Origin of the sequence: Photorhabdus temperata, from assembly GCF_025384845.1 — a bacterium.
In the GTDB taxonomy this organism is placed as follows: Bacteria; Pseudomonadota; Gammaproteobacteria; order Enterobacterales; family Enterobacteriaceae; genus Photorhabdus; species Photorhabdus temperata.
Window position 1 is genome coordinate 1 of record NZ_JAJAFX010000078.1, and the last position, 20945, is coordinate 20945.

General features: G+C 42.7%; 17 protein-coding genes and 1 tRNA gene. 14 read left to right on the plus strand and 4 right to left on the minus strand.

Annotated features, from left to right (window positions below; all coding sequences use genetic code 11):
* Positions 1–84: 84 nt before the first annotated feature.
* Positions 85–174 (minus strand) — tRNA-Ser (locus LGZ99_RS21585).
* A gap of 323 nt (positions 175–497) precedes the next feature.
* Between LGZ99_RS21585 and ghrA the strand changes: the two genes are divergently transcribed.
* Together ghrA and LGZ99_RS21595 are read left to right on the plus strand one after the other, a co-directional pair.
* Positions 498–1439, plus strand: coding sequence for a glyoxylate/hydroxypyruvate reductase GhrA (ghrA, locus tag LGZ99_RS21590; RefSeq protein WP_023046224.1), 942 nt, complete (start codon positions 498–500; stop codon positions 1437–1439).
* Positions 1440–1511: 72 nt separating this feature from the next.
* A complete protein-coding gene (locus tag LGZ99_RS21595) occupies positions 1512–2048 on the plus strand; it encodes a TorD/DmsD family molecular chaperone (protein WP_262979579.1) in 537 nt (178 codons plus the stop codon).
* 66 nt (positions 2049–2114) lie between these two features.
* Here the strand turns inward: LGZ99_RS21595 and LGZ99_RS21600 are convergent, their stop codons facing one another.
* Positions 2115–2678 carry a lipoprotein gene (locus LGZ99_RS21600; protein WP_021325096.1) on the minus strand — a complete coding sequence of 188 codons (564 nt, stop codon included), beginning with the start codon at positions 2676–2678 and terminating at the stop codon, positions 2115–2117.
* A gap of 37 nt (positions 2679–2715) precedes the next feature.
* Entirely contained in the window at positions 2716–3921 is a 1206-nt protein-coding gene (mdtH, locus tag LGZ99_RS21605) for a multidrug efflux MFS transporter MdtH (RefSeq protein ID WP_023046226.1), read from the minus strand.
* Between the two features lie 189 nt (positions 3922–4110).
* On the opposite strand from mdtH, the gene rimJ reads away from it, so the two are divergent.
* From rimJ to LGZ99_RS21625, 4 genes are all read left to right on the plus strand, one after another.
* On the plus strand, positions 4111–4695 hold the full coding sequence (rimJ, locus tag LGZ99_RS21610; protein WP_023046227.1) for a ribosomal protein S5-alanine N-acetyltransferase: 585 nt from the start codon (positions 4111–4113) through the stop codon (positions 4693–4695).
* Positions 4696–4965: 270 nt separating this feature from the next.
* Positions 4966–5400, plus strand: coding sequence for a DUF29 domain-containing protein (locus tag LGZ99_RS21615; protein WP_021325093.1), 435 nt, complete (start codon positions 4966–4968; stop codon positions 5398–5400).
* Positions 5401–5483: 83 nt separating this feature from the next.
* A complete protein-coding gene (murJ, locus tag LGZ99_RS21620) occupies positions 5484–7019 on the plus strand; it encodes a murein biosynthesis integral membrane protein MurJ (protein WP_262979580.1) in 1536 nt (511 codons plus the stop codon).
* A 574-nt stretch (positions 7020–7593) separates the two neighbouring features.
* On the plus strand, positions 7594–8361 hold the full coding sequence (locus LGZ99_RS21625) for a thioesterase II family protein (protein WP_023046229.1): 768 nt from the start codon (positions 7594–7596) through the stop codon (positions 8359–8361).
* Between the two features lie 85 nt (positions 8362–8446).
* Here the strand turns inward: LGZ99_RS21625 and argS are convergent, their stop codons facing one another.
* Entirely contained in the window at positions 8447–10177 is a 1731-nt protein-coding gene (gene argS, locus LGZ99_RS21630; RefSeq protein WP_036841368.1) for an arginine--tRNA ligase, read from the minus strand.
* A gap of 1125 nt (positions 10178–11302) precedes the next feature.
* On the opposite strand from argS, the gene LGZ99_RS21635 reads away from it, so the two are divergent.
* The 8 genes from LGZ99_RS21635 to LGZ99_RS21670 form a co-directional block, all read left to right on the plus strand.
* Positions 11303–13222 carry a lipase family protein gene (locus LGZ99_RS21635; protein WP_262979581.1) on the plus strand — a complete coding sequence of 640 codons (1920 nt, stop codon included), beginning with the start codon at positions 11303–11305 and terminating at the stop codon, positions 13220–13222.
* On the plus strand, positions 13219–13977 hold the full coding sequence (locus LGZ99_RS21640) for a hypothetical protein (protein WP_262979582.1): 759 nt from the start codon (positions 13219–13221) through the stop codon (positions 13975–13977). The genes LGZ99_RS21635 and LGZ99_RS21640 overlap by 4 nt, the downstream gene beginning before the upstream one ends.
* Before the next feature lie 139 nt (positions 13978–14116).
* Positions 14117–14875, plus strand: a complete 759-nt coding sequence (locus LGZ99_RS21645) for a hypothetical protein (protein WP_262979583.1) — start codon at positions 14117–14119, stop codon at positions 14873–14875.
* 214 nt (positions 14876–15089) lie between these two features.
* A complete protein-coding gene (locus tag LGZ99_RS21650; RefSeq protein ID WP_262979584.1) occupies positions 15090–17069 on the plus strand; it encodes a type VI secretion system Vgr family protein in 1980 nt (659 codons plus the stop codon).
* Entirely contained in the window at positions 17066–17857 is a 792-nt protein-coding gene (locus LGZ99_RS21655; RefSeq protein WP_023046375.1) for a DUF4123 domain-containing protein, read from the plus strand. Before LGZ99_RS21650 ends, LGZ99_RS21655 begins: the two co-directional genes overlap by 4 nt.
* A 453-nt stretch (positions 17858–18310) precedes the next feature.
* A complete protein-coding gene (locus LGZ99_RS21660; RefSeq protein WP_023046374.1) occupies positions 18311–18865 on the plus strand; it encodes a cytochrome b in 555 nt (184 codons plus the stop codon).
* Positions 18866–18889: 24 nt separating this feature from the next.
* Positions 18890–19468: a YceI family protein gene (locus LGZ99_RS21665; RefSeq protein WP_023046373.1), complete on the plus strand. Its 579-nt coding sequence runs from the start codon at positions 18890–18892 to the stop codon at positions 19466–19468.
* 1337 nt (positions 19469–20805) lie between these two features.
* Positions 20806–20945: PAAR domain-containing protein (locus tag LGZ99_RS21670; protein ID WP_262979585.1), on the plus strand; the 140-nt coding region annotated here is incomplete at its 3' end.

The following is a 20945-nucleotide window of genomic DNA, read 5'->3' on the forward strand; positions in this document are numbered from 1 at the left end:
GGTCGAGGGTTCTCATCCCTCCCTGCATTGGGGAATATACAAACAAAAAAGCCCAGGCAGTTAACCTGAGCTTCTCTTCAAATCTGGCGGTGAGGGAGGGATTCGAACCCTCGATACGTTTTCACGTATACACACTTTCCAGGCGTGCTCCTTAAGCCTCTCGGACACCTCACCGTGTTTTTTCTTCGCAGTAACTTTATTTGACATCGTCGCTGCAACGGGGCGCTACTATAGGGAAAAGCATTACAAGCGTCAACACTCTTCTAATACTTTTCTTTGGTTTTTTGATTGGTTAGCTAAATAATCGCCAATTCGATGAATTGATGCCCATCTGATGTTGTTGAAGTAAACAGATGCAAGCTTTTTGATAAGAAAAAAATGAATTCGTCAACTACTTAACATTCTCAACATTTTCATAAAAATGATTAACAAAGGAGCTTGCAACCTGCTATTAATCAGATAACCCTGTATAAAAAAATAAAATAGGATAAATAATCATGGATATTATCTTTTACCACCCTTTTTTTGATGCCGCTCAGTGGATTCAAGGCATGCAGCAGCGACTGCCGAATATTAATATCCGTCAATGGAAACGAGGAGATAATGCCCATGCAGATTATGCAATGGTTTGGGCGCCTCCCTATGAGATGTTGGCGAATCGCTCCGGATTGAAGGGGATTTTTACCCTGGGAGCAGGCGTAGAGGCCATTTTGAAACAGGAGCAGCAAAGACCAGGGATGTTGCCCGCCGGTGTACCATTAATGCGGCTCCAAGACGCAGGCATGGGATTACAAATGCGGGAGTATGCGGTAGCAACGGTTTTACATTACTTACGCCGCATGGATGAATATAAGCTGCAACAAGGGCAGAAAATGTGGAAACAACTCGAATCACATGATCGCCAGGATTTTGTGATTGGTGTGTTGGGCGCTGGGGTTTTGGGACGCAGTGTTGCCGAGACGCTGGTTGAGTTTGGTTTTACAGTACGCTGCTGGAGCCGTACGCCGAAGCAGATTAATAAGGTAGACAGTTTCTACGGTCAAGATCAGTTGGGCGATTTTCTCTCTGGCAGTAAAGTGCTTATTAATCTATTGCCTGATACACCGCATACCCGTGGTATTCTGAATTTATCGCTGTTTAGTCAGTTAAAACCGAAGTCTTATCTGATTAATCTCGCACGAGGCTCCCATTTGATAGAACATGATCTATTGGTAGCGATCAATAAAGGCTATATTGCAGCGGCTTCATTGGATGTATTTACTGAGGAACCATTGCCGGAAATGCACCCATTCTGGACGCATCCCCGTATAACGGTTACTCCACATATTGCTGCTATTACGATTCCCAATATCGCTATGGATAAGGTCAGTGAAAATATTCGGCGGATTGAAAAGGGTGAATTACCAACGGGTGTTGTGGATATCAAACTGGGATATTAACAGTGTCTCTTTACAGTCAGGTCGGTTATTGGGGACAATAGCGGCAAAATAGCTATTTATTTGGAAAATGAGATGAATGAATTTTCAATAGTCTGCCGCATTTTAGGGACTTTGTTTAACCGCCAGCCACAAGATCCGGTTCTACAACCACTTCTGACAATGATTGCGGAAGGTAAACTGAAACAATCCTGGCCATTAGAGCAGGATGTGTTATTGGATCGTCTGCAACAGAGTTGTGAACTGCCGGCAATGGCAACGGATTATACCGCGCTGTTTGGTGATGATGCCAGTGTGCCGGGTCGTCGTTCTGACTATACCGGGGAGAGTGAAAACGATATTCGTCAGTTTTTAACCGAACGCGGTATGCCATTGTCAGATGGGCCGGTTGATCAGTTTGGTTCTCTGTTATTAGCGGCTTCATGGCTGGAAGATCAGGCAGCAGAAGACGAGGTTCAGGGGCAAATTGTGTTGTTTGATGAGTATCTTCTGCCGTGGTGTGGGCAATGGCTGGGAAAGGTGGAAGCCCACGCAACAACCGGTTTTTACCGGACATTAGCAATGATCACCCGTGAAGCATTGCAGGCGTTACGGGAAGAGTTGGATTCCTAGTTTGAAACGGATGAAAAGGCAAATAATTGACGATTATTTGCCTTTTCTGCGATATCTCGATAAAAATTATTTATCGGTCAGCATGATAACAAATTTGCCAGGTTTGACTTCTAGCCCTTTTGCCAATTTTTTGGCGGCGGCTTCAGCTTTGCTGTGATCCGGTTTCAATACATACACGGGGTGAATATCAAAGAAAGCGCTGAGTGATTTATTCAGATAAGGAAGCAGAGCGTTAATTGGCTTTTCCATTTTTTCCGGTGTGATTTGATAATCAACGATTTCTAATTCTTTCAGAAAAATAGCGCCTTTTTCTGGATCAAACACCGGTTGTGCTTTTAGTGTCAGCTTCATATCCGCTTTAGCCGGGCCAAGCAGGGAGGCAATATTAACCTTTGCTTGGCCGGTTAATGCTATTTTATCGGGTTCTGTCCGGCCAATTAGGCTAGACAATTCTGTCAGTTCTATCTCTGCATTGGCGATACCATGTAACTCAATCTGTTTCTGGTAATGGATATGTTTCGCCAGATAGCCATTAATCAGCTCTTCGCTGATACTGAAATCTTTGAATTGATCGCAACCGCTGACTAACCCGGCCAGCAGCAATACTGCCCCCAAGAAAAATTTTCTCATATTGACTCCTTTATTTTGAAGGGCAGATTTTACATCATTAACTGCCACTAAGCATGGCGGATTCAATTTTACGCTGGTTAAACTGGCGGTGCAGTGCATACAACGTGATAAAGCCAATAATTCCTAACAGGATCCAGGGCAGTTGCGGCATGTTTAGCGTATGGCCGGTATCATACAACCAACCGCCGCCGGTATAACCTAAAGCGCCACCCAGTGCCAGGCCGAGGCGGCTAAAGCCCATATAACTGCCACGGGCGCGGGGATCAGCCAGTGAAGCGCTTAATGTCTCACGGGCAGGTTCTGCGGTGATGGTACCCAGGTAGAACAGGCAGATAATGCCAAACAGCGTATTGATTTCACCAATCAAACCTATTGGGAACATGCTCAGGCTCATCAGGAAAAGCCCGGCCATCAGGCGCTGTTCCAGCCGGAAGCGTTTCTCGCTCCAGCGGGCAATGGGATAAAGTAAAGTCAATGAAAGTGTCGCTTCAATGGCGTACATCCACTTCACCGCAGCGGGCGTCCCGGCGATTTCATTGACGATAATTGGGAACATCAGCATTACCTGTACAGACAACATAAAGTAGCCGGTCAGTGTCAACACATAAGTGAAGAAGCGGCGGTCTTTAATGACGCGTCCCATACCTTCCCAGATTGGCGTACGGGTAGTGGAAATCCGGTATGCAGGGAGTTGCCAGGCATTCCAGATGGCTGCTAGAACGAAAATAGCAGCACCTGTCCAACAAACAAGATGGAAATCATATTGCAGCAGCCAGCTACCAATCAGCGCACCGACAACAGCACCAGCGCTGTCTTGCATCAGCAGCAGGGAATAAAAACGGCCACGCTCGTGAGGGCGGGTTAGTTTGATAACCAGTGCGGTCCGTGGTGGATCAAATAAAGTGCCGCCTAATGCGGATAATATGCAGGCAAGCCATAAGATCCACGGCTCAGTGGCTAATGCGATTAAAGCAAAACCCAGGGCGCGCAACAGCATCCCGGTGACGATCATCGGTTTTGCACCAAAGCGGTCGGCAATTGCGCCACCGAAAATGCCCAAGCCTTGTTGTACAAACTGCCGCAAACCAAGAGCAAAACCGACAACCAGCGCAGCCCAGCCCAGTTGTTCAACAAAATGTATTGATATTAAGGGAAAAACGACGAAGAAGCCCAGAACGACCAGCAAGTTATCAAATAACAAGAAGTACTTGCCCAGGCTACGTGCTTGCGAAACCAGTGACATCGCTCACCATTGGAATATTAAGAAGAGGAAAATAATATAATTCTTCTATATTCTGTACTTAATTTAATCTTTAGGGTAGTGATTTATGGATAATATTTTTTTATCGTAAGCGGGTGGCTGGAAGATGTATTTTACAGATGAAAAGCTTAAGTTATTAACGGACAAATTAGGCATAGCTAGGGAGAAATAATGTTTGGTTATCGTTCCACTTTACCGAAAGTTCGTTTGATAACAGAACGAATGGTGGTGCGTTTGGTGTACGAGCGGGATGCTTATCGTTTAGCTGAATATTATTCAGAAAATCACGAATTTCTTAAACCTTGGGAGCCGACCCGGGATAACAGCCATTGTCAGCCTTCTGGCTGGACAAACCGATTGAATTTAATTACGGAAATGCAAAGACAGAGCGCAGCTTTTCATTTCTTGCTGCTTGATCCGAATGAGAATGAAATTATTGGTGTTGCGAATTTCAGTAATATTTTGCGGGGTGCTTTTCATGCCTGTTATTTGGGATATTCTCTTGGTGAAAAATGGCAGGGAAAAGGGCTGATGTATGAGGCGTTGCAGCCAGCCATCCGTTATATGCAGCGTCAGCAGGGTATGCATCGGATTATGGCTAATTATATGCCTGATAATCATCGTAGTGGTAAGTTGTTGGAACGATTGGGTTTTGAGCGTGAAGGATATGCAAAGAAATATCTGATGATAAATGGGATTTGGCAGGATCATGTATTAACCGCACTGACAGATGAAAAATGGAATGGAAAAAGTTAACTATCAGAGATTGTACTGCCAGATAAACCAGGAGCTGTTTAGTTTACAAAGTTATAGCGGAACTTAAATTACCGTCTCGTCGTAAGCCCCATCATGGGGCTTTTGCTTATTAATGAACAAACAGACAACCTTTACTGTGTTCACTGCCGTACAGGCAGCTTAGAAATAGAAAGATCGATTTATAATACTCTTTTGACGCAAGTGATATTCTCTGACAGACTGCAATGCATAGGAGCTATCTGTATAGCAGACTTATCAACGGAGGCAACCATGAGTCATACCCGTTACGAAACTGATGTGGTCGCTTGGGCGAATGAGCAAGCTGCATTATTGCGTGCAGGTAAATTCTCTGAGATCGATATAGCTAATATTGCCGAGGAGATTGAGGACGTGGGCAAGAGTGAAAAACGTGAACTGGCAAGTCGTATGGCAGTTTTGCTGGCCCATCTTTTAAAGTGGCAATTCCAGCCTGGCCGTCGTGGTTCAAGTTGGCAACGAACTATCAGGGAACAGAGAAAAGCACTGGAATTGCATATAAAAGAGACACCTAGCCTGAAAAGTACAATTGCTGATGAAAACTGGTTTGCTAAAGTTTGGGCTGATGCCGTTTCTTCCGCTGCCGACGAAACAGGGCTGGATATGTTCCCGGATGAATGTCTCTGGAATATAAATCAGATCTTTTCCCAAGAGTTCTATCCTGATTAAATATAAGCTTTAATGAGTTGACTTATTTGACGCACTGACTTCGGTTGGTGCGTTTTTTTGAGCATGATTTTGAGATAAATACGATGAATTTATTGAAATCGCTGGCTGCGGTCAGTTCTATGACCATGTTTTCCCGGGTTTTGGGCTTTATCCGTGATGCCATTATTGCCCGTATATTTGGCGCAGGTGCAACAACGGATGCCTTTTTTGTTGCATTTAAATTACCTAATTTGTTGCGCCGTATTTTTGCAGAAGGCGCATTTTCTCAGGCATTTGTGCCGATTCTGGCTGAATATAAAAATCAGCAGGGAGATGAAGCGACCCGGACGTTTATTGCCTATGTTTCCGGTATGCTGACGTTAATTCTGGCGGTTGTTACGGTGCTGGGTATTTTAGCTGCACCGTGGGTGATTTATATTACTGCGCCGGGTTTTACCGATACTGCGGATAAATTTGCTCTGACGACAAATCTGTTAAGAATTACGTTTCCTTATATTTTTCTAATATCGCTGGCCTCGTTGGCAGGGGCGATATTAAATACCTGGAATCGGTTTTCTGTACCGGCTTTCGCCCCGACGTTGCTTAATATCAGCATGATTGTGTTTGCACTGTTTGTCTCCCCGTATTGCAATCCACCGGTGATGGCGTTGGGTTGGGCGGTTGTTGCCGGCGGTATTTTGCAACTTGTCTATCAGCTTCCCCATCTGAAAAAAATTGGAATGCTGGTATTACCGCGCATTTCTTTTCGCAACAGTGCCGTATGGCGGGTTATCCGGCAGATGGGGCCGGCAATCCTTGGGGTTTCAGTCAGCCAGATTTCATTAATTATTAATACGATTTTCGCCTCATTTCTGATATCCGGTTCGGTGTCCTGGATGTATTACGCTGACCGTTTGATGGAATTACCTTCCGGTGTATTGGGCGTTGCTCTTGGAACAATTCTTTTGCCTTCACTGGCGAAAAGTTTTTCCAGTGGCAATCATGAGGAATACACTAAATTGATGGATTGGGGGCTTCGGCTCTGTTTTCTATTGGCACTGCCTTGTGCTATCGCGCTGGGTATTCTGGCAGAACCTTTGACGGTTTCTCTTTTCCAGTATGGTAATTTCACTGCATTTGATGCGGCAATGACTCAGAAGGCATTAATTGCTTACTGTTTCGGGCTGATGGGGATAATTATTGTTAAAGTACTGGCACCGGGTTTTTATTCCCGTGGAGATATTAAAACCCCGGTGAAAATTGCGATTGCGACTTTAATTCTGACTCAACTAATGAATCTGGCTTTTGTTGGCCCACTGAAACATGCTGGGTTGGCGCTTTCTATCGGTTTGGCTGCTTGTTTCAATGCAAGTATGCTTTACTGGCAATTACGGAAGAAAAATATTTTTAAGCCGCTGGTGGGGTGGGGTGTTTTTTTATTTAAACTGGTTGTGGCAATTGCAGTAATGGTTGCCGTGTTAGCTGTTACTTTGTGGTTGATGCCAGCATGGGAACAGGGAAATATGGCTATGCGTCTGTTGCGGTTAATGATGGTGGTTATCGCTGGAGCTGGAGGCTATTTTGCTGCATTGATGATGATGGGTTTCCGGTTGAAAGATTTTGCCCACCGCGGTTTATAATAAATTCAGGTATCCCGGCGGTTATTCTCGGATCAAGCCGCGTTTGAGCTTTCGGAGACTGCTGGGATATCAATTTTCAACCAACTAATTGATTTGTGACTAATTTCTCATAATAAGGTTTTTATTTAATTTTATTATGGTATTCCTTTGAATCGCATTATCGATTATTTAATATAATAAATTAATTTATTGTCTTCTAAATTTCTTCACTATATATTTGCATTGTTGAAATATTTATAATTAAGTGATGTTTCAGATGTTATAGTCACTTAATTTAATAATTTATGAATGAAAAATTAATTGTGTGTGCCATGTCGTGTTTTTTCATGAAAATATAAGGGATTCTGTTATAAATCACAATTATCATATGGGCAGCATTTGTTATGCTAAATATCTGATCTGAATGTGATTTGGAACAGATATTGGATTAAGTTTAGCAGGAAAATAATACTGGGATGAACATTTAGTCATCTCAAAAATAAATAATTGGCATCGTCCAGTGTTCAGCGGGTTATTCAGATGTCATAGATTAACTTACTGGCCTTGATAGATTTAATTGAGTGGGAAAGAGTTTATGTGGTTTGAAAAGTTAAGTCATATTCAATCAGGTAAAGCTGATCATATCCTATTTTGTTTTCCTTATGCGGGTGGCTCGGCAGAGGTTTTTCGTGGCCTGAGTACTTGTCTGGCGAAAAATATTGCGGTATATGCATTACAATTGCCGGGTGGGGGCAGTCGTTTTGGTGAAGCGTTAAGCCGGGATATGGAAAAGATTTTGCAAGCAGTACATGGGGAAATGAGACATCTGATCAACGGTAGCCGGTTCTCTTTATTTGGGCACAGTAACGGCGGTTTGTTTGCTTATGAATTGGCTAACCGGTTAAATAATGAGAACCTGTCTCCGGCAAACGTATTTATTTCCGCAGAAGCCCCTCCGCATATTACCCATTTTAAAGAAGATCCGTTTGATTTATCTGATGCGCAATTGAGTGAATTATTGGCAAGATACGGTAGAACGCATGATGAGGTCATTAATAATGAAGATTTCAAGGCGATATTCTTTCCTATTATCCGTAATGATTTATCGCTTAATTACCATATGAAACATTATTTACGACAAAGGCAAAGTGTATCTGAACTCGTTTTGATTCATGGGCAGGAGGATAAAACGATGTCAAAAGAGGATATGCTGGCGTGGGAAAACTACACTTGTGGTGGTATTGATATTCACCTCGTCGATTCTGATCACTTCTTTATTCAGCATATACCAAAAGTGGTTGCGAATATCATTCATACCAGAATTGCATTGAGCACCAAACAAGAACGGGAGATGACTAGATGACTATATAGTACAAACTTAACAGGCGTGATAAGGCAATATATGCCTGTATCACGCCAACTTTTCGGAGAAAACCGAGATTGTACGGTTACATCCGCTCTACCGTCTCAATGCCCAAAGTATTCAGACCTTGCTTCAGCGTCTTAGCGGTCAGCAAAGCCAGTTTCAGGCGGCTTTGGCGCAGTTCTTCGTTTTCTGCATTCAGGATCTGACAGTGTTCATAGAAACCAGAAAACAGACCGGCTAAATCGTACAGGTAAGCACACATAACGTGTGGCGTACCTTCACGGGCGACGGTGGTGATAGTCTCTTCAAATTGTAACAAGCGGGTTGCTAGGGCTTGTTCACGATCCTCATTCAAAATAACCGGTAAAGTCAGGCTGCTTTCATCAATATCGGCACGTTTGAAGATCGAGGCCACGCGGGTATAGGCATATTGCATATAAGGCGCGGTGTTACCTTCAAAGGCGAGCATATTATCCCAATCGAAGATGTAATCTGTCGTACGGCTCTTGGAGAGATCGGCATATTTCACTGCGCCGATACCCACAGCTTCAACCACTTTTTTCAGCTCATCTTCTGGCATATCCGGGTTTTTCTCACGGATAAGTTTATCGGCACGTTCAATGGCTTCATCCAGCAGATCGGTCAACCTGACAGTGCCGCCGGCACGGGTTTTGAATGGTTTGCCATCTTTACCCAGCATCATGCCGAACATATGGTGTTCCAGTGACATGGCTTCTGGTATATAGGCTGCTTTACGAACGATGGCCCATGCTTGCATCAAATGCTGATGTTGACGGGTATCGATATAATAAAGAACACGTTCAGCGTGCAGGGTTTCATAACGATATTTTGCACAGGCGATATCCGTTGTGGTGTAAAGATAGCCTCCATCCTTTTTCTGGATAATCACGCCCATCGGTTCACCTTCTTTGTTTTTAAACTCATCAAGGTAAACCACGGTTGCGCCATCACTTTCTACCGCCAGGCCCTTCTGTTTCAGATCAGCGACAATACCGGGCAGCAGATCGTTGTACAGACTTTCCCCCATCACGGCATTTTGAGTCAAAGTGACATTCAAACGGTCATAGGTTTGCTGGTTCTGGGCCATAGTGATATCCACCAACTTGCGCCACATAGTACGGCAATACTCATCACCGCTTTGCAGCTTCACCACATAGCCACGGGCGCGGGCCGCAAACTCTTCATCTTCATCATAATTCTTTTTTGCTTTACGATAGAAAGCTTCCAGATCGGCCAATGCCATATCGCCGGCATTTTCGTTTTGCACTTTCTCCAGATAGGCGATCAACATACCGAACTGGGTTCCCCAATCACCAACGTGGTTAGCGCGGATAACTTTATGGCCGAGGAATTCAAGCGTACGCACCGCAGCATCACCAATAATGGTGGAACGCAGATGACCAACGTGCATCTGTTTAGCGACATTGGGTGCGGAATAATCGACAACGATAGTTTGTGGTTCGACTGAAGTAACGCCCAATTTCTCATCTTTCAGTGCAGTCTCGATATTCGCTGCAATCCAGGTTTTATCAAGAAAAATATTAATAAAACCGGGGCCGGCGATTTCAACTTTACTGGCGATACCTTGCAGATCCAGCAGGCTAACAATTTTTTCTGCCAGTTGTCGGGGCGGCATACCCACTTTTTTAGCGGCGGCCATCACACCATTGGCCTGATAGTCACCAAATTGCGCTTTCGCGGATTGACGGACGTGAGCTTCGCTGTCGGCTGGAGCACCTGCTGCAATCAGCGCCTGGCTGACTTTTTCTGAAAGAATCGCCTGAATATTCACCTGGTTACCTTAAATTACGAACAAGAATAGGTATATTGTAGCAAACAATACCCTTTGCAAAATGATTCATAAGAAAAAACGGCAGGTTTTATACCATATTCAGTACACGGTATGCTACAACCTGCCGTTTTATGTTAAGGCCATTGGGCCATGAGCACCGACAGAAACTGCTGGGTGATTGGAGACCGGCAGAAGCAGCCTCGTCCGTTAAATAAAATCGAATCTTTGGCGTGGTTATTGAGAGAAGAGTGATTAATTTGCAGACTAAACTGGAATATATTCGGGGCAATATGCTGGCCTAGCAAAGCCAGTTTGATTTCCTAATAAATTTTTTCCAATATAATAAAGGTCAAATCATTATTTGAGAGTTTTGGGATGTTCCCTGTATTTCATAGGGATGAACCATACAATAAGGATTTGGCTGTCAAATAGGGAACATGTTCCTCGTATTAGCGGGGATAAGCCGGTGATATTTGCGGTGATGATAAGAAAACAGGGTATGGATTATTCAACTGCATGGCTATGATTAGAGTTAGTCGAATCGTTAATAAATAATGGCAAAATAGGTTTTAAATTGTAATGTTTTGAAAAGAAATGTCAGTGTGAATGCAATTCAATGATTAATTGAATGACCAGGTATATAAATCATAACGGACAGTGGGGTGAGTATATTATCGATTAATAATCAATGTGTTGGGTTTGATATTGTCATGATAATAATTTGGTGACAAATGGGTGAATTAGCGGCTTTTTTGTTTATATAGATTGTTTTTCTGCTCAGTTGGTCGATTTGCAGGTATCTGTTCTTCGCTTAATAGAAACCAGAATCCTTTTTATATTTATAGCGCATTATTATCAATTTATTTTTGTAAATTTTCAAAGAAGTTCTTGCACTCTGATGATGATTTGATAATTATTGTCTAAACTTTGTCATATGGCCGAATATGGAAGAATATCATTGGACTCCTTGTGTGGGGTATATTTCACGATTGGCTAATGAGGTGTTCACTTTATTTACTTGATGTGAACATTCGTCAGTTTTAAATGAGAAAGCCTTATGGGATTTGGGATTTTCACCGCGTTATGTCTGGGCTGTATTCATGTTAACAGAAGGAAATAAAACCAATGGGTATATCAGATCCGCGTTTGTGTTTCGATTGTAAGCGGTTTTTGAAAAACTGGGTAGAATTTCAGTTAGTGGATGAACAGGGGAAGCCGCTGGTTAACATGCCTTATCGCTTGATCAGTCACGGAACTCCAGGTTATGTGCGCCAGGGGGTAACCGATGGTTTCGGTGTGCTTAGGGAAGAGATGCTGTTACCCCATAAGGTCACGCTGTATATTGATGCTCAATCGCTGGCTGACGAGATGGAACAGCGCCCGTTGCGGGAAATACGCGGTGAAGAGGCTTCGGTGGTGAAGCCAAAAGCAGAAGCTGAAGGCCATCAATATCATTATGTGACTATCGGGCAGATTAGTGATGGGTTGCCGGTGATTAAGGATTGGGATCCTAAAGATATTCCACCTCCCTATCATTTCCCGAACCCGGAGCCTAATGGCTACACTGTTCATCCATTAAATCAACGGTATGTATTGGAAGTGTGTCCGTTCCGGGCTTGGGTTTTGTTGTTGCACCATCAGAAAGAGTATTCCATTGTTAATGCGTATAACCAGTGTTTGATGAGCGTATTGGCTTACACGGATGGGGATGTTAATGTAGTTGGTTCTGTTAAACATTTTTTTAACCGGCAAATGGTGGATGTTTCAACCTTTCCCTATAAAGTGGAGGAATTATCGGCAACACCTGTGGTTTACGATGTGCCATTTAGTGGACGTTATACTCGGGTGGAGTTTATTGATTCACTAGCAGGGAACAATAAACAAGGTGATACCCAACTGTTTTATGCGGCCAGTCAAAATGATGTGGTTGTTAGTTGGCGGGGTACAGCCAGTTGGAGAGATGCCTTAACGGATACTACGTTCCAGCCCCTGAAATTGAGCTGTGATGATGAAAAAGCGCTGTGCAGTGAATTTATTCATAATGGTAAAGTGCATAAAGGATTCTGGGAAGCGTTCAGTTTGGTTGGAAAGCTAACAGTCCCCGGTGATGAAAATATAATAGTATTCAATGAGATTCTGGACTTGGCTAAAAGAAAAAAGCTATTTATTTGTGGTCACAGCTTGGGAGGGGCACTGGCATTACTGCACAGTGCACAATTGAAAGAACATAATCCTTGTCTCTACAGTTATGGGATGCCGAGAACATTAACCCGCAGTGCAGTGCAGGAATTATCTTCTATTACCCATTATCGTCATGTGAATGAAGATGACCCCGTTCCTTCTGTGCCCTTTGAGAAAGATATGGATAATGGGTTTTTCAATTACTGGACGCCGGCGGGGTATGACTGGGAAATTATGAAACTCGTGTCACCGTCACCGATTGTTAAAGTCATTAAACAAGCGACAGCCAGTCAAGAAATTTATCTGCATCATGGCAAAGTGGTCCATTTTTTAAAAGCCAGTGCCTGCCCGGAATGGCTGATTACCGCCAGTAATGTATCGCTGATAGCCAGATTAAGTGCAGAGGAAATATTAAGTAATACGACAAAACTGTATTTAATTCCTGAGCTGGATAAAGAAACAGAACACTTGTTCGCGCAGGCAGGTGAACAGCAAAACGCCCTGTTTAACCAGCTCACCCCGGAAGAAAAGGATAAATTATTTGCTGAAAATAAAAATCCTGAGTTAAAAGACAAATTAAGTATTCTTAACCACTTTTCATCTAGATATGCCGGTTATATTAATGCCCGTCTTAAAGAGTTATGCGAACCGGATAAAATGACGGTTTATCAGGACAGTCAGCGTCAATTTAAGGAGAAAATGGATGTTTATAAAAGACTGATCCCAGATGCTATTTATTACCGTAATCTCTGTTTTCTGGAAATGGACAAACAGTTAATAACATCATTGGCCGTCAGTCAACAGGAAGAAAAGGGGAAATTGGCCTTACAGCATTACTGTGATGGTAAGGAACTCTCAGTATGAAAATATTAAAAGTCACGCTGTCATTATTATTGCTGTATTTTATTTACTGGTCGATGGGGGATACCTTTTTTAACTGGCTTTTTCCCTTTTCATCTGAGGAAAAGGGGCCGTGGATAACCGTGGAAGGTGTTGCGCCGAAATACACAAAACCGTATGTGTCGGCAGAATATATCTCAAAAGATTGTTTTGAATATCAGTTGCATGCCGATATGTCGCCTTATAAGGTACCGACCTATAACGGATTGCGCCTGGATGTAAAGGCAGATCCGAAAACTGGTTATTTTCAGGTGAAATTACCCTTCAGTGGTGGAGGCTGGTGTAAATGGAAAATTGACCGGGCGTTTGTGTCCGTGAGTTATACCGATGTCAGCCACCTGGTGAAAGATGCTATACCCTATGGAGGAACGGGTCTAACCGCCTTTATCAACGATGCAGTTCAAACAAATCTTAGCGAAACGGCGGCATTGAATGTCATTGATTTTAGCCCGGTTATTTATCCTGTTTTGAAGGTGGTTGAGAAGAGTCCGAAAAGAATATCGTTACAAGGTGAAGTATCAAAAATGCGCTCCTTTCGACTCATGTTAACGCCAGGAGCGGAATGGAAAATTACCTTTAAGCCTAAGCTGGATGAAACCAAAATGGCGAAGGTCACTGTGACTGACGGGAAAGGCGAGTGGGTTGAATATCCTGGCGGTAAGATTGATAACGGTACTCAAGACGTCGATTTTCGGTACATGTATATGAACATGAAGTAACGCTATCAGAATCGCTCATTTACTTCTAATAAGATGAACAGGAAGATTTGGTATTGAATACGCTGTACGGATAACGCGGTAGGAATTGAGGAAGACTGACCATGATAAATATGAAATACGATGGTAAGGAACTTTCAGTATGAAAATATTAAAAGTCACGCTGTCATTATTATTGCTGTCTTTTATTTATTGGGCGTTTAGTGATACCTTTTTTAACTGGCTTTTCCCCTTTTCATCTACTGGAAAGGGGCCGTGGATAACGGTGGAGGGTATTGCGCCGAAATACACCGAGCCGTATGTGTCGACTGTGTATAAATCAAAAACTTGTCTTGATTATGAGGTTGATTCTCAGATGTCCCCTCATAAGGTCCCGACCTATAATGTGCTTTACCCAGATGTAAAAGCTGATCCGCAAACCGGTTATTTTCAAACAAAATTGCCTTTTAGTGGTGGAGGCTGGTGCAAATGGAAAATTGAGCGGGCTTATGTATCAGTGGATTATACCGATGTTAGCCACCTGGTGAAAGATGCTATACCCTATGGAGGAACGGGTCTAACCGCCTTTATCAACGATGCAGTTCAAACAAATCTTAGCGAAACGGCGGCATTGAATGTCATTGATTTTAGCCCGGTTATTTATCCTGTTTTGAAGGTGGTTGAGAAGAGTCCGAAAAGAATATCGTTACAAGGTGAAGTATCAAAAATGCGTTCCTTTAGACTGAAATTAACTCCAGAAATGGAATGGAAAATTATCTTTAAGCCCAAACTGGATGAAACCAAAATGGCGAAGGTGACTGTGACTGACGGGAAAGGCGAATGGGTTGAATATCCTGGTGGAAAGATTGATAACGGTACTCAAATAGTCGATTTTCGGTATATGTATATGAACATGAAGTAACGCTATCAGAATTGCTCATTTACTTCTAATAAGATGATAACGGTGGAGGGTATTGCGCCGAAATACACCGAGCCGTATGTGTCGGCTGTGTATAAATCAAAAACTTGTCTTGATTATGAGTTTCATGCAGATATGTCGCCTTATAAGGTTCCAACCTAGCTAAGGCCATATTACTCATTTACCTAAACACTAACACCAGAAATAAGGAGTCCCTATGAACGATGGATTACACTTTCTCTGTCAGATTACCGATTTGCCGGAGAAAACATTTGCGGTAGCTGAATTCTCTTTACAGGAGGAATTATCCGAACTGTTTACCCTCTCTTTAACCCTGGTCAGTAAACGGGCCGATATTGATCTGGAATCACTGTTATTACAGTCGGTGAAATTCCGGGTGGTTTTCAATGGTGTTGAGCAACGTCAGGTCAGCGGCATTATTGCACAGGCTGTACTGGGTGACACCCATACTCACCGCACAATTTATTACCTCACCGTCCGGCCTGCGCTCTGGCGGATGAACCTGAATCAGGACAGCCGGATTTATCATCGGCAAAGCGTCCCGGAAATCCTCAAAAGTTTGCTGAAAAAACACCATATTCTGGCCGATTCCCAACTCAATGAGTTTCATTACACACGCGAGTATGTGACGCAAAAGCGTGAGTCCGATTATGACTTTTTTGCCCGGTTAGTCGCCGAAGAAGGGCTGAATTTCTGGTTTGAAGACGACAAACTGTTTTTCAGTGACAGTCACTTAGGCATGACGGCCAATTTACCGCTGGTTTACAATCCTCAGGTACAAGTCGCCACTGAAATGAATGTGATCAACCAAGTGCGTTTGGGTGTCTCCATGACCCCGCAACGGGTAATCTATAAGGACCGAAATCCTCAAAACCCCGCTTACCGCCTGACACACCGGGCCAATACCGATCCCCGTGTAGAGGGGCAAGAAACCCTGTTTTCGATCTTTGAAAGCTACGGCCGTTTTCAGAAAGACGCGGAGGCGAAACCGTTTGTCCAGCGCCGTCAGCAGGCCGTTCAGAATCAACGTCAGGAAGGCAGCGGGCAAAGCAACTGTTTTAAACTGATGCCCGGTAAAATCTTTGACCTCAGTGAACATCCGGTTGATGCCATGAACACCCGCTGGCAAATCGTGACCATTCATCATTACGGCAAGTGCCCGCAGGCACTGCAAGAATCCAGTGGGGAGTCAGGGACTTATCTGCATAATGAATTCAGTTTTATTTCCGGCTATAAGGATTGGCGAGCGCTATATCGCTACAAACCACTGGCGGATGGTGATGAAGTGGCTACCGTGGTGGGCCCGGCAGGGGAAGAGATTTATGTCAATGAAGACGGTTGTATTCGCATCCATTTTCACTGGGATCGTTATGATAAGGCCGATGAAAACGCCTCTTGTTGGGTACGGTTCGCTCAAGGCTGGAATGGCAGCGGTTACGGTTTTATGGCGGTTCCCCGTATCGGTCAGGAAGTGATTGTTTCCTATCTGAACGGCGATATTGATCGGCCGATTGTCACCGGCTGCACCTACAACGGTTTAAACCGGCCACCGCTGGATTTACCCGCAGAGAAAACCCGCACCACGTTTAAAACCCGGACCCACAAAGGTGACGGTTTTAACGAATTGCGGTTTGAGGATGCGAAAGACCAGGAAGAGATCTACCTGCACGGGCAGAGAGATCTGACCGCCCATATTCAGCATGATACCTACTGGCACATCAAACACGACCATAAACAGCGGATCGACAATAACCGTTACAGTGAAATCCGCGCTGATGACCACCGGAAAATCGCCGGCTCCGGTAAATACAGTACCAATGGGGATGTATCACACCGTATCATCGGCAGTCAGCATTTACAGGCCGGGGAAGCGTTAGTCACTGAAAGTGGTCAGGAAACGCACCTGAAAAGTGGCGGTAAAATCGTGCTGGAAGCGGCGTCAGAAATTACCTTAAAAATCGGCGGCCATTTTATCCGGTTAACTCCCGGCGGTATTCTAACCTCCCCAAATTTATTAGTCGGGCAAGGTTCTGCCGGTGCCGGGCGTGGCCTATCCCTGCAACTGCCAGAGGGCGTTGCGCCTCTGCCGGGTGTTAAATTTCCAGCCAAACCGCTTTGTGCTGTGCAGGCTCAACTGGAAGCTAACTTGATTATTGATAACCAGGAGGATGCATGAACATTTCTATCAATTGGCAACAGTGGCTGACAGCATCTAATAGGCCACCCGTTTTCTTTATGCTCAATTCACTGGCAAAGCCGAACCCTGTCACTCTCTTTTATAAAAACGACTGGGTGGAGCAGGCTTTTCCACTGTATAGCGGTACACCGATGGATCACCTGCTGGCGCAGAGCCCCTGGCTGGTTCAGCCCAAGTCAGGTTGCCTGGCAATAATAAGTCATTTACTTGATAGCCAAACCCTGAGCGATAACAGTTGGGGGTGGGCTTACCGCAGTGAGGATTTATGGGCAACACAGCTTAATCACTGGCGTTCACGTCAGCAGGTGATATTACAGGAGAAGCAGGTACTCTTGCGCAGTATGGATACGCGTATTCTCAATCAGTTATTACCGGCAATGATTGTCAGCGATTGGTCAGGATTTCTAACGCCGGTGAGTGAATTAATGATCGACGCACCTGAGCCCCAGATTTATTACTGCCCTGAGAATTGTAGTCAAAGTGAGAATGAAAAGCCCTTTGTCTTGGGTCATCATTTACTTGAGGCTTGGTTCCATTCTGATTACGCCCTGCAAGGGCAGGTATTTGTGCTCATTAGCGATTTATGGGAAAACCACGGTGAGCAGGTTAAGAAACTGGATGAACCAGCAGGGCAATTACAAGAACGGCTCACTCATTGGTTGAAGGCGCGTTTAGAAAACGGCGAGGGCATGAATAACCTGACTGGTGCAGATTACTTACAGACGCTCATGAGCAATAACGATAATTGGATAGCGTATGATGGTTAACATCTTGCGAATTTCTAAACCTGTCATTGTTGCGGTTTTAAATAACAAGAGATGCGGTTAAGTTTTCGTTATTTTGCAATAAAATTAATTTCTTGTTGTAAATTATTAAATTGAAAATGATATGTTGTCTTTATCATAGCTACTTGTTTTCAGGTGGTTATATTTCTCATAAACATAAAATAAGATAATTGATTCTTTCATTAGCTAAAATCTCAAAAACAATATAACAAAAAAATATATATTATATGTTTTTTGGCATTATTCCTGATGCGATTCATTTTTATTTTGTTGTTATTTAATGTTTTTTTATTTTAAGTAAATCTCGTTGATTAAAATTGAAAATCTTTTACAAATTATTTGTTGAAATTTTTAATAAAAAAGAAATTAATATAGTTTATGATTTAACAAATCCAAAAGAATAGCTCACCAGCATTGATCTAAAAAGGAACTACTATGCTTTGGAAGAATACCGCCAACCAATTTGGTCATTTATCTGTCCTTTTACACTGGCTGGTTGCATTGACTGTGTATGGCATGTTTGCACTGGGGCTGTGGATGGTGACATTAGGGTATTACGATACGTGGTATCACGGAGCGCCTGAAATTCATAAAAGCATTGGAATCATGCTGCTGATAGCGATGGCTGTGCGTGTTATCTGGCGTTTTGTTTCTCCACCCCCAAAGCCCTTAGCCAGTTATAACCGCCTGACCAGAATCAGCTCTGTTTTAGTACATATTCTGTTGTATATTTTGCTGTTTAGCATTCTGATTAGTGGTTATTTAATTTCGACGGCTGATGGGCAGCCAATTTCTGTCTTTGACTGGTTTACTGTGCCAGCCACATTAACCGGTCAGGGCAAACAGGCAGATACTGCTGGAATGATTCACCTTTACCTTGCCTGGACTGTGGTGATTTTATCGTTATTACATGCTGTTGCTGCGTTAAAACACCATTTTATTGACCGTGATGCAACCCTGAAGCGTATGCTGGGTTTCCGTCCTGAATAATACAAAACGATTATGGAGAATAATATGTTGAAGAAGACGTTACTTGGCCTGACTGCGGGTGCATTGTTATTGAATGCAAGTTCTGCATTAGCAGCCAATTATAAAATTGATATACCGGGTCAGCACGCCTTTATTGAATTCCGCATTCAGCATTTGGGTTACAGTTGGTTATATGGATCATTTAAGGATTTTGATGGTTCTTTCACATTTGATGAGAAAAACCCGGCGGCGGATAAAGTTGATGTCACAATTAAAATAGCCAGTTTGGATACTAACCACGCCGAACGTGATAAGCACCTGCGCAGTAAAGATTACTTTAATACGGAGAAATACCCTGAAGCAAAATTCTCTTCAACCGAAGTGAAAAAAGATGGGAATAAATATACTATTACAGGTGATCTGACTTTAAATGGTGTGACAAAGCCAGTGGTATTGAATGCAGTACTGATGGGTGAAGGTAAAGACCCATGGGGTGGTTACCGCGCAGGTTTTGAAGCTTACAGTAAAATCAACCTGAAAGACTTTAATTTCAAAGCAGATTTAGGCCCTAAATCACAGGAAGCGGATTTACTGATTTCTGTCGAAGGCATTCGGGAAAAGTAATATCCTAATTACTTGATGTAAACTGAATAAATAAAAACCTGGCGAATGCCAGGTTTCAGGATTGATTAACCCCCATTATCCTTTTTTTATTGCATTATTCTTATGGCTTTTTACTGGTTAATGGATTTCGATTAAACGCAATTTACGATCATTCTGAAAAGCACGCTTATTGAGTTAAATCAGCCTCTTATATAAAATCTTTAATCTCTCTGTATTCGCGATTTTAAATGATTATGGCAGGTTAGTGTTTTTTTCGTAAATTAAAAAAAATGAAAATTTTTCTTGCTATTTGGTGATTGTTTAATAATTATTGCTCAAGTTCTGTCATATGAGCAGTATGAGGGAGATTTCGAATCCCGTTCCCCTTATTCAAAGGGATTAATCAATTGAGATACATTTTTGTCTTCCTAAATATGATGAATAGGAGAGAGTTGTTTCTCCTGCAAGAGCTGAATTATATGCGAACGATAGATGACATGTTCTCCGAATCAACGGAGATGGACCATAAATGAAGTGATAATTCGATTTACTTCAAATACTGTTCCTCGTGTTCACGGGGATGAGAATTCATTGGCATTTATTTTGGCTTCTCCCTTCATCCATGACCTTTCTTGAAAGCCGGCATTACTGTCGGTGTAAATTGCGCTCTGTACGGCAATCACTCGGCCGTCGTCTGTCAGGATACATTAAGACGTTTTTACGCCTGACAGGAAACCGGCTAACAACGGAATATAATCGATTGAGTAAGATAATAATATCATTATCCCCGGTATTTAATGAAGAATGGGTCATTAGTGAAACAATTAAACAAATAGCGTTATTAGTTATCATAACAAATTGGGGTAAATATATTTTTTGATTAAAAATCAATGCATTATTCTATCACAATGATAATTAGACGGGATTTAAGTGGATGAGAAGCTGTTTTATCTATCGTGGATTATTTTTCTGAAAAAATGGTATGTCACTATCCGTTTTATCGTTTATTAGATTGAAGATAATTGAATTTATACTGAGTCTGTAATGCTTTCTTACCGTTTGTAACAATTTCTTACAAATTTATATTTTTGTAAATTTATAAAAAACGCTTGCTTTCTGATCAAAGTTTAATAACTATTACTTTAAGTTCCATCATACGAATAGTATGAAAGGAATTTCAACTTCTGTTCCCTTTATTCAAAGGGATTAATCGATTGGGATACATTGTTATCTTCCTGTCGTTCAATTTGTTATTACTCACTGCATAGAGCTGTGCTTGCTGTCTGTGGTAATAGGATTTTTGCTACCTTATTTTTAGGGTGGTGGGATCAATTATTTCAATTCCTGGCGGGATATTTATGCTGAAAAATATCATACGACAAGGGGATAAAACCTCTCATGGCGGCGCTGTTTTAGCGGGTGATGACAGTTTCCAGATTTTGGGTAAAGGGGTGGCACGGATTAACGATCCGGTGTCCTGTCCAAAGTGTGGCGGGGA

Bases quoted from the DNA above. Each gene is read 5' to 3' on its own strand.
- murJ (WP_262979580.1), top strand. From the start codon at position 5,484: ATGAATTTATTGAAATCGCTGGCTGCGGTCAGTTCTATGACCATGTTT.
- LGZ99_RS21615 (WP_021325093.1), top strand. From the start codon at position 4,966: ATGAGTCATACCCGTTACGAAACTGATGTGGTCGCTTGGGCGAATGAG.
- ghrA (WP_023046224.1), top strand. From the start codon at position 498: ATGGATATTATCTTTTACCACCCTTTTTTTGATGCCGCTCAGTGGATT.
- LGZ99_RS21595 (WP_262979579.1), top strand. From the start codon at position 1,512: ATGAATGAATTTTCAATAGTCTGCCGCATTTTAGGGACTTTGTTTAAC.
- LGZ99_RS21600 (WP_021325096.1), bottom strand. From the start codon at position 2,678: ATGAGAAAATTTTTCTTGGGGGCAGTATTGCTGCTGGCCGGGTTAGTC.
- LGZ99_RS21635 (WP_262979581.1), top strand. From the start codon at position 11,303: ATGGGTATATCAGATCCGCGTTTGTGTTTCGATTGTAAGCGGTTTTTG.
- rimJ (WP_023046227.1), top strand. From the start codon at position 4,111: ATGTTTGGTTATCGTTCCACTTTACCGAAAGTTCGTTTGATAACAGAA.
- LGZ99_RS21650 (WP_262979584.1), top strand. From the start codon at position 15,090: ATGAACGATGGATTACACTTTCTCTGTCAGATTACCGATTTGCCGGAG.
- LGZ99_RS21665 (WP_023046373.1), top strand. From the start codon at position 18,890: ATGTTGAAGAAGACGTTACTTGGCCTGACTGCGGGTGCATTGTTATTG.
- LGZ99_RS21645 (WP_262979583.1), top strand. From the start codon at position 14,117: ATGAAAATATTAAAAGTCACGCTGTCATTATTATTGCTGTCTTTTATT.
- LGZ99_RS21625 (WP_023046229.1), top strand. From the start codon at position 7,594: ATGTGGTTTGAAAAGTTAAGTCATATTCAATCAGGTAAAGCTGATCAT.
- LGZ99_RS21655 (WP_023046375.1), top strand. From the start codon at position 17,066: ATGAACATTTCTATCAATTGGCAACAGTGGCTGACAGCATCTAATAGG.
- mdtH (WP_023046226.1), bottom strand. From the start codon at position 3,921: ATGTCACTGGTTTCGCAAGCACGTAGCCTGGGCAAGTACTTCTTGTTA.
- LGZ99_RS21640 (WP_262979582.1), top strand. From the start codon at position 13,219: ATGAAAATATTAAAAGTCACGCTGTCATTATTATTGCTGTATTTTATT.
- LGZ99_RS21660 (WP_023046374.1), top strand. From the start codon at position 18,311: ATGCTTTGGAAGAATACCGCCAACCAATTTGGTCATTTATCTGTCCTT.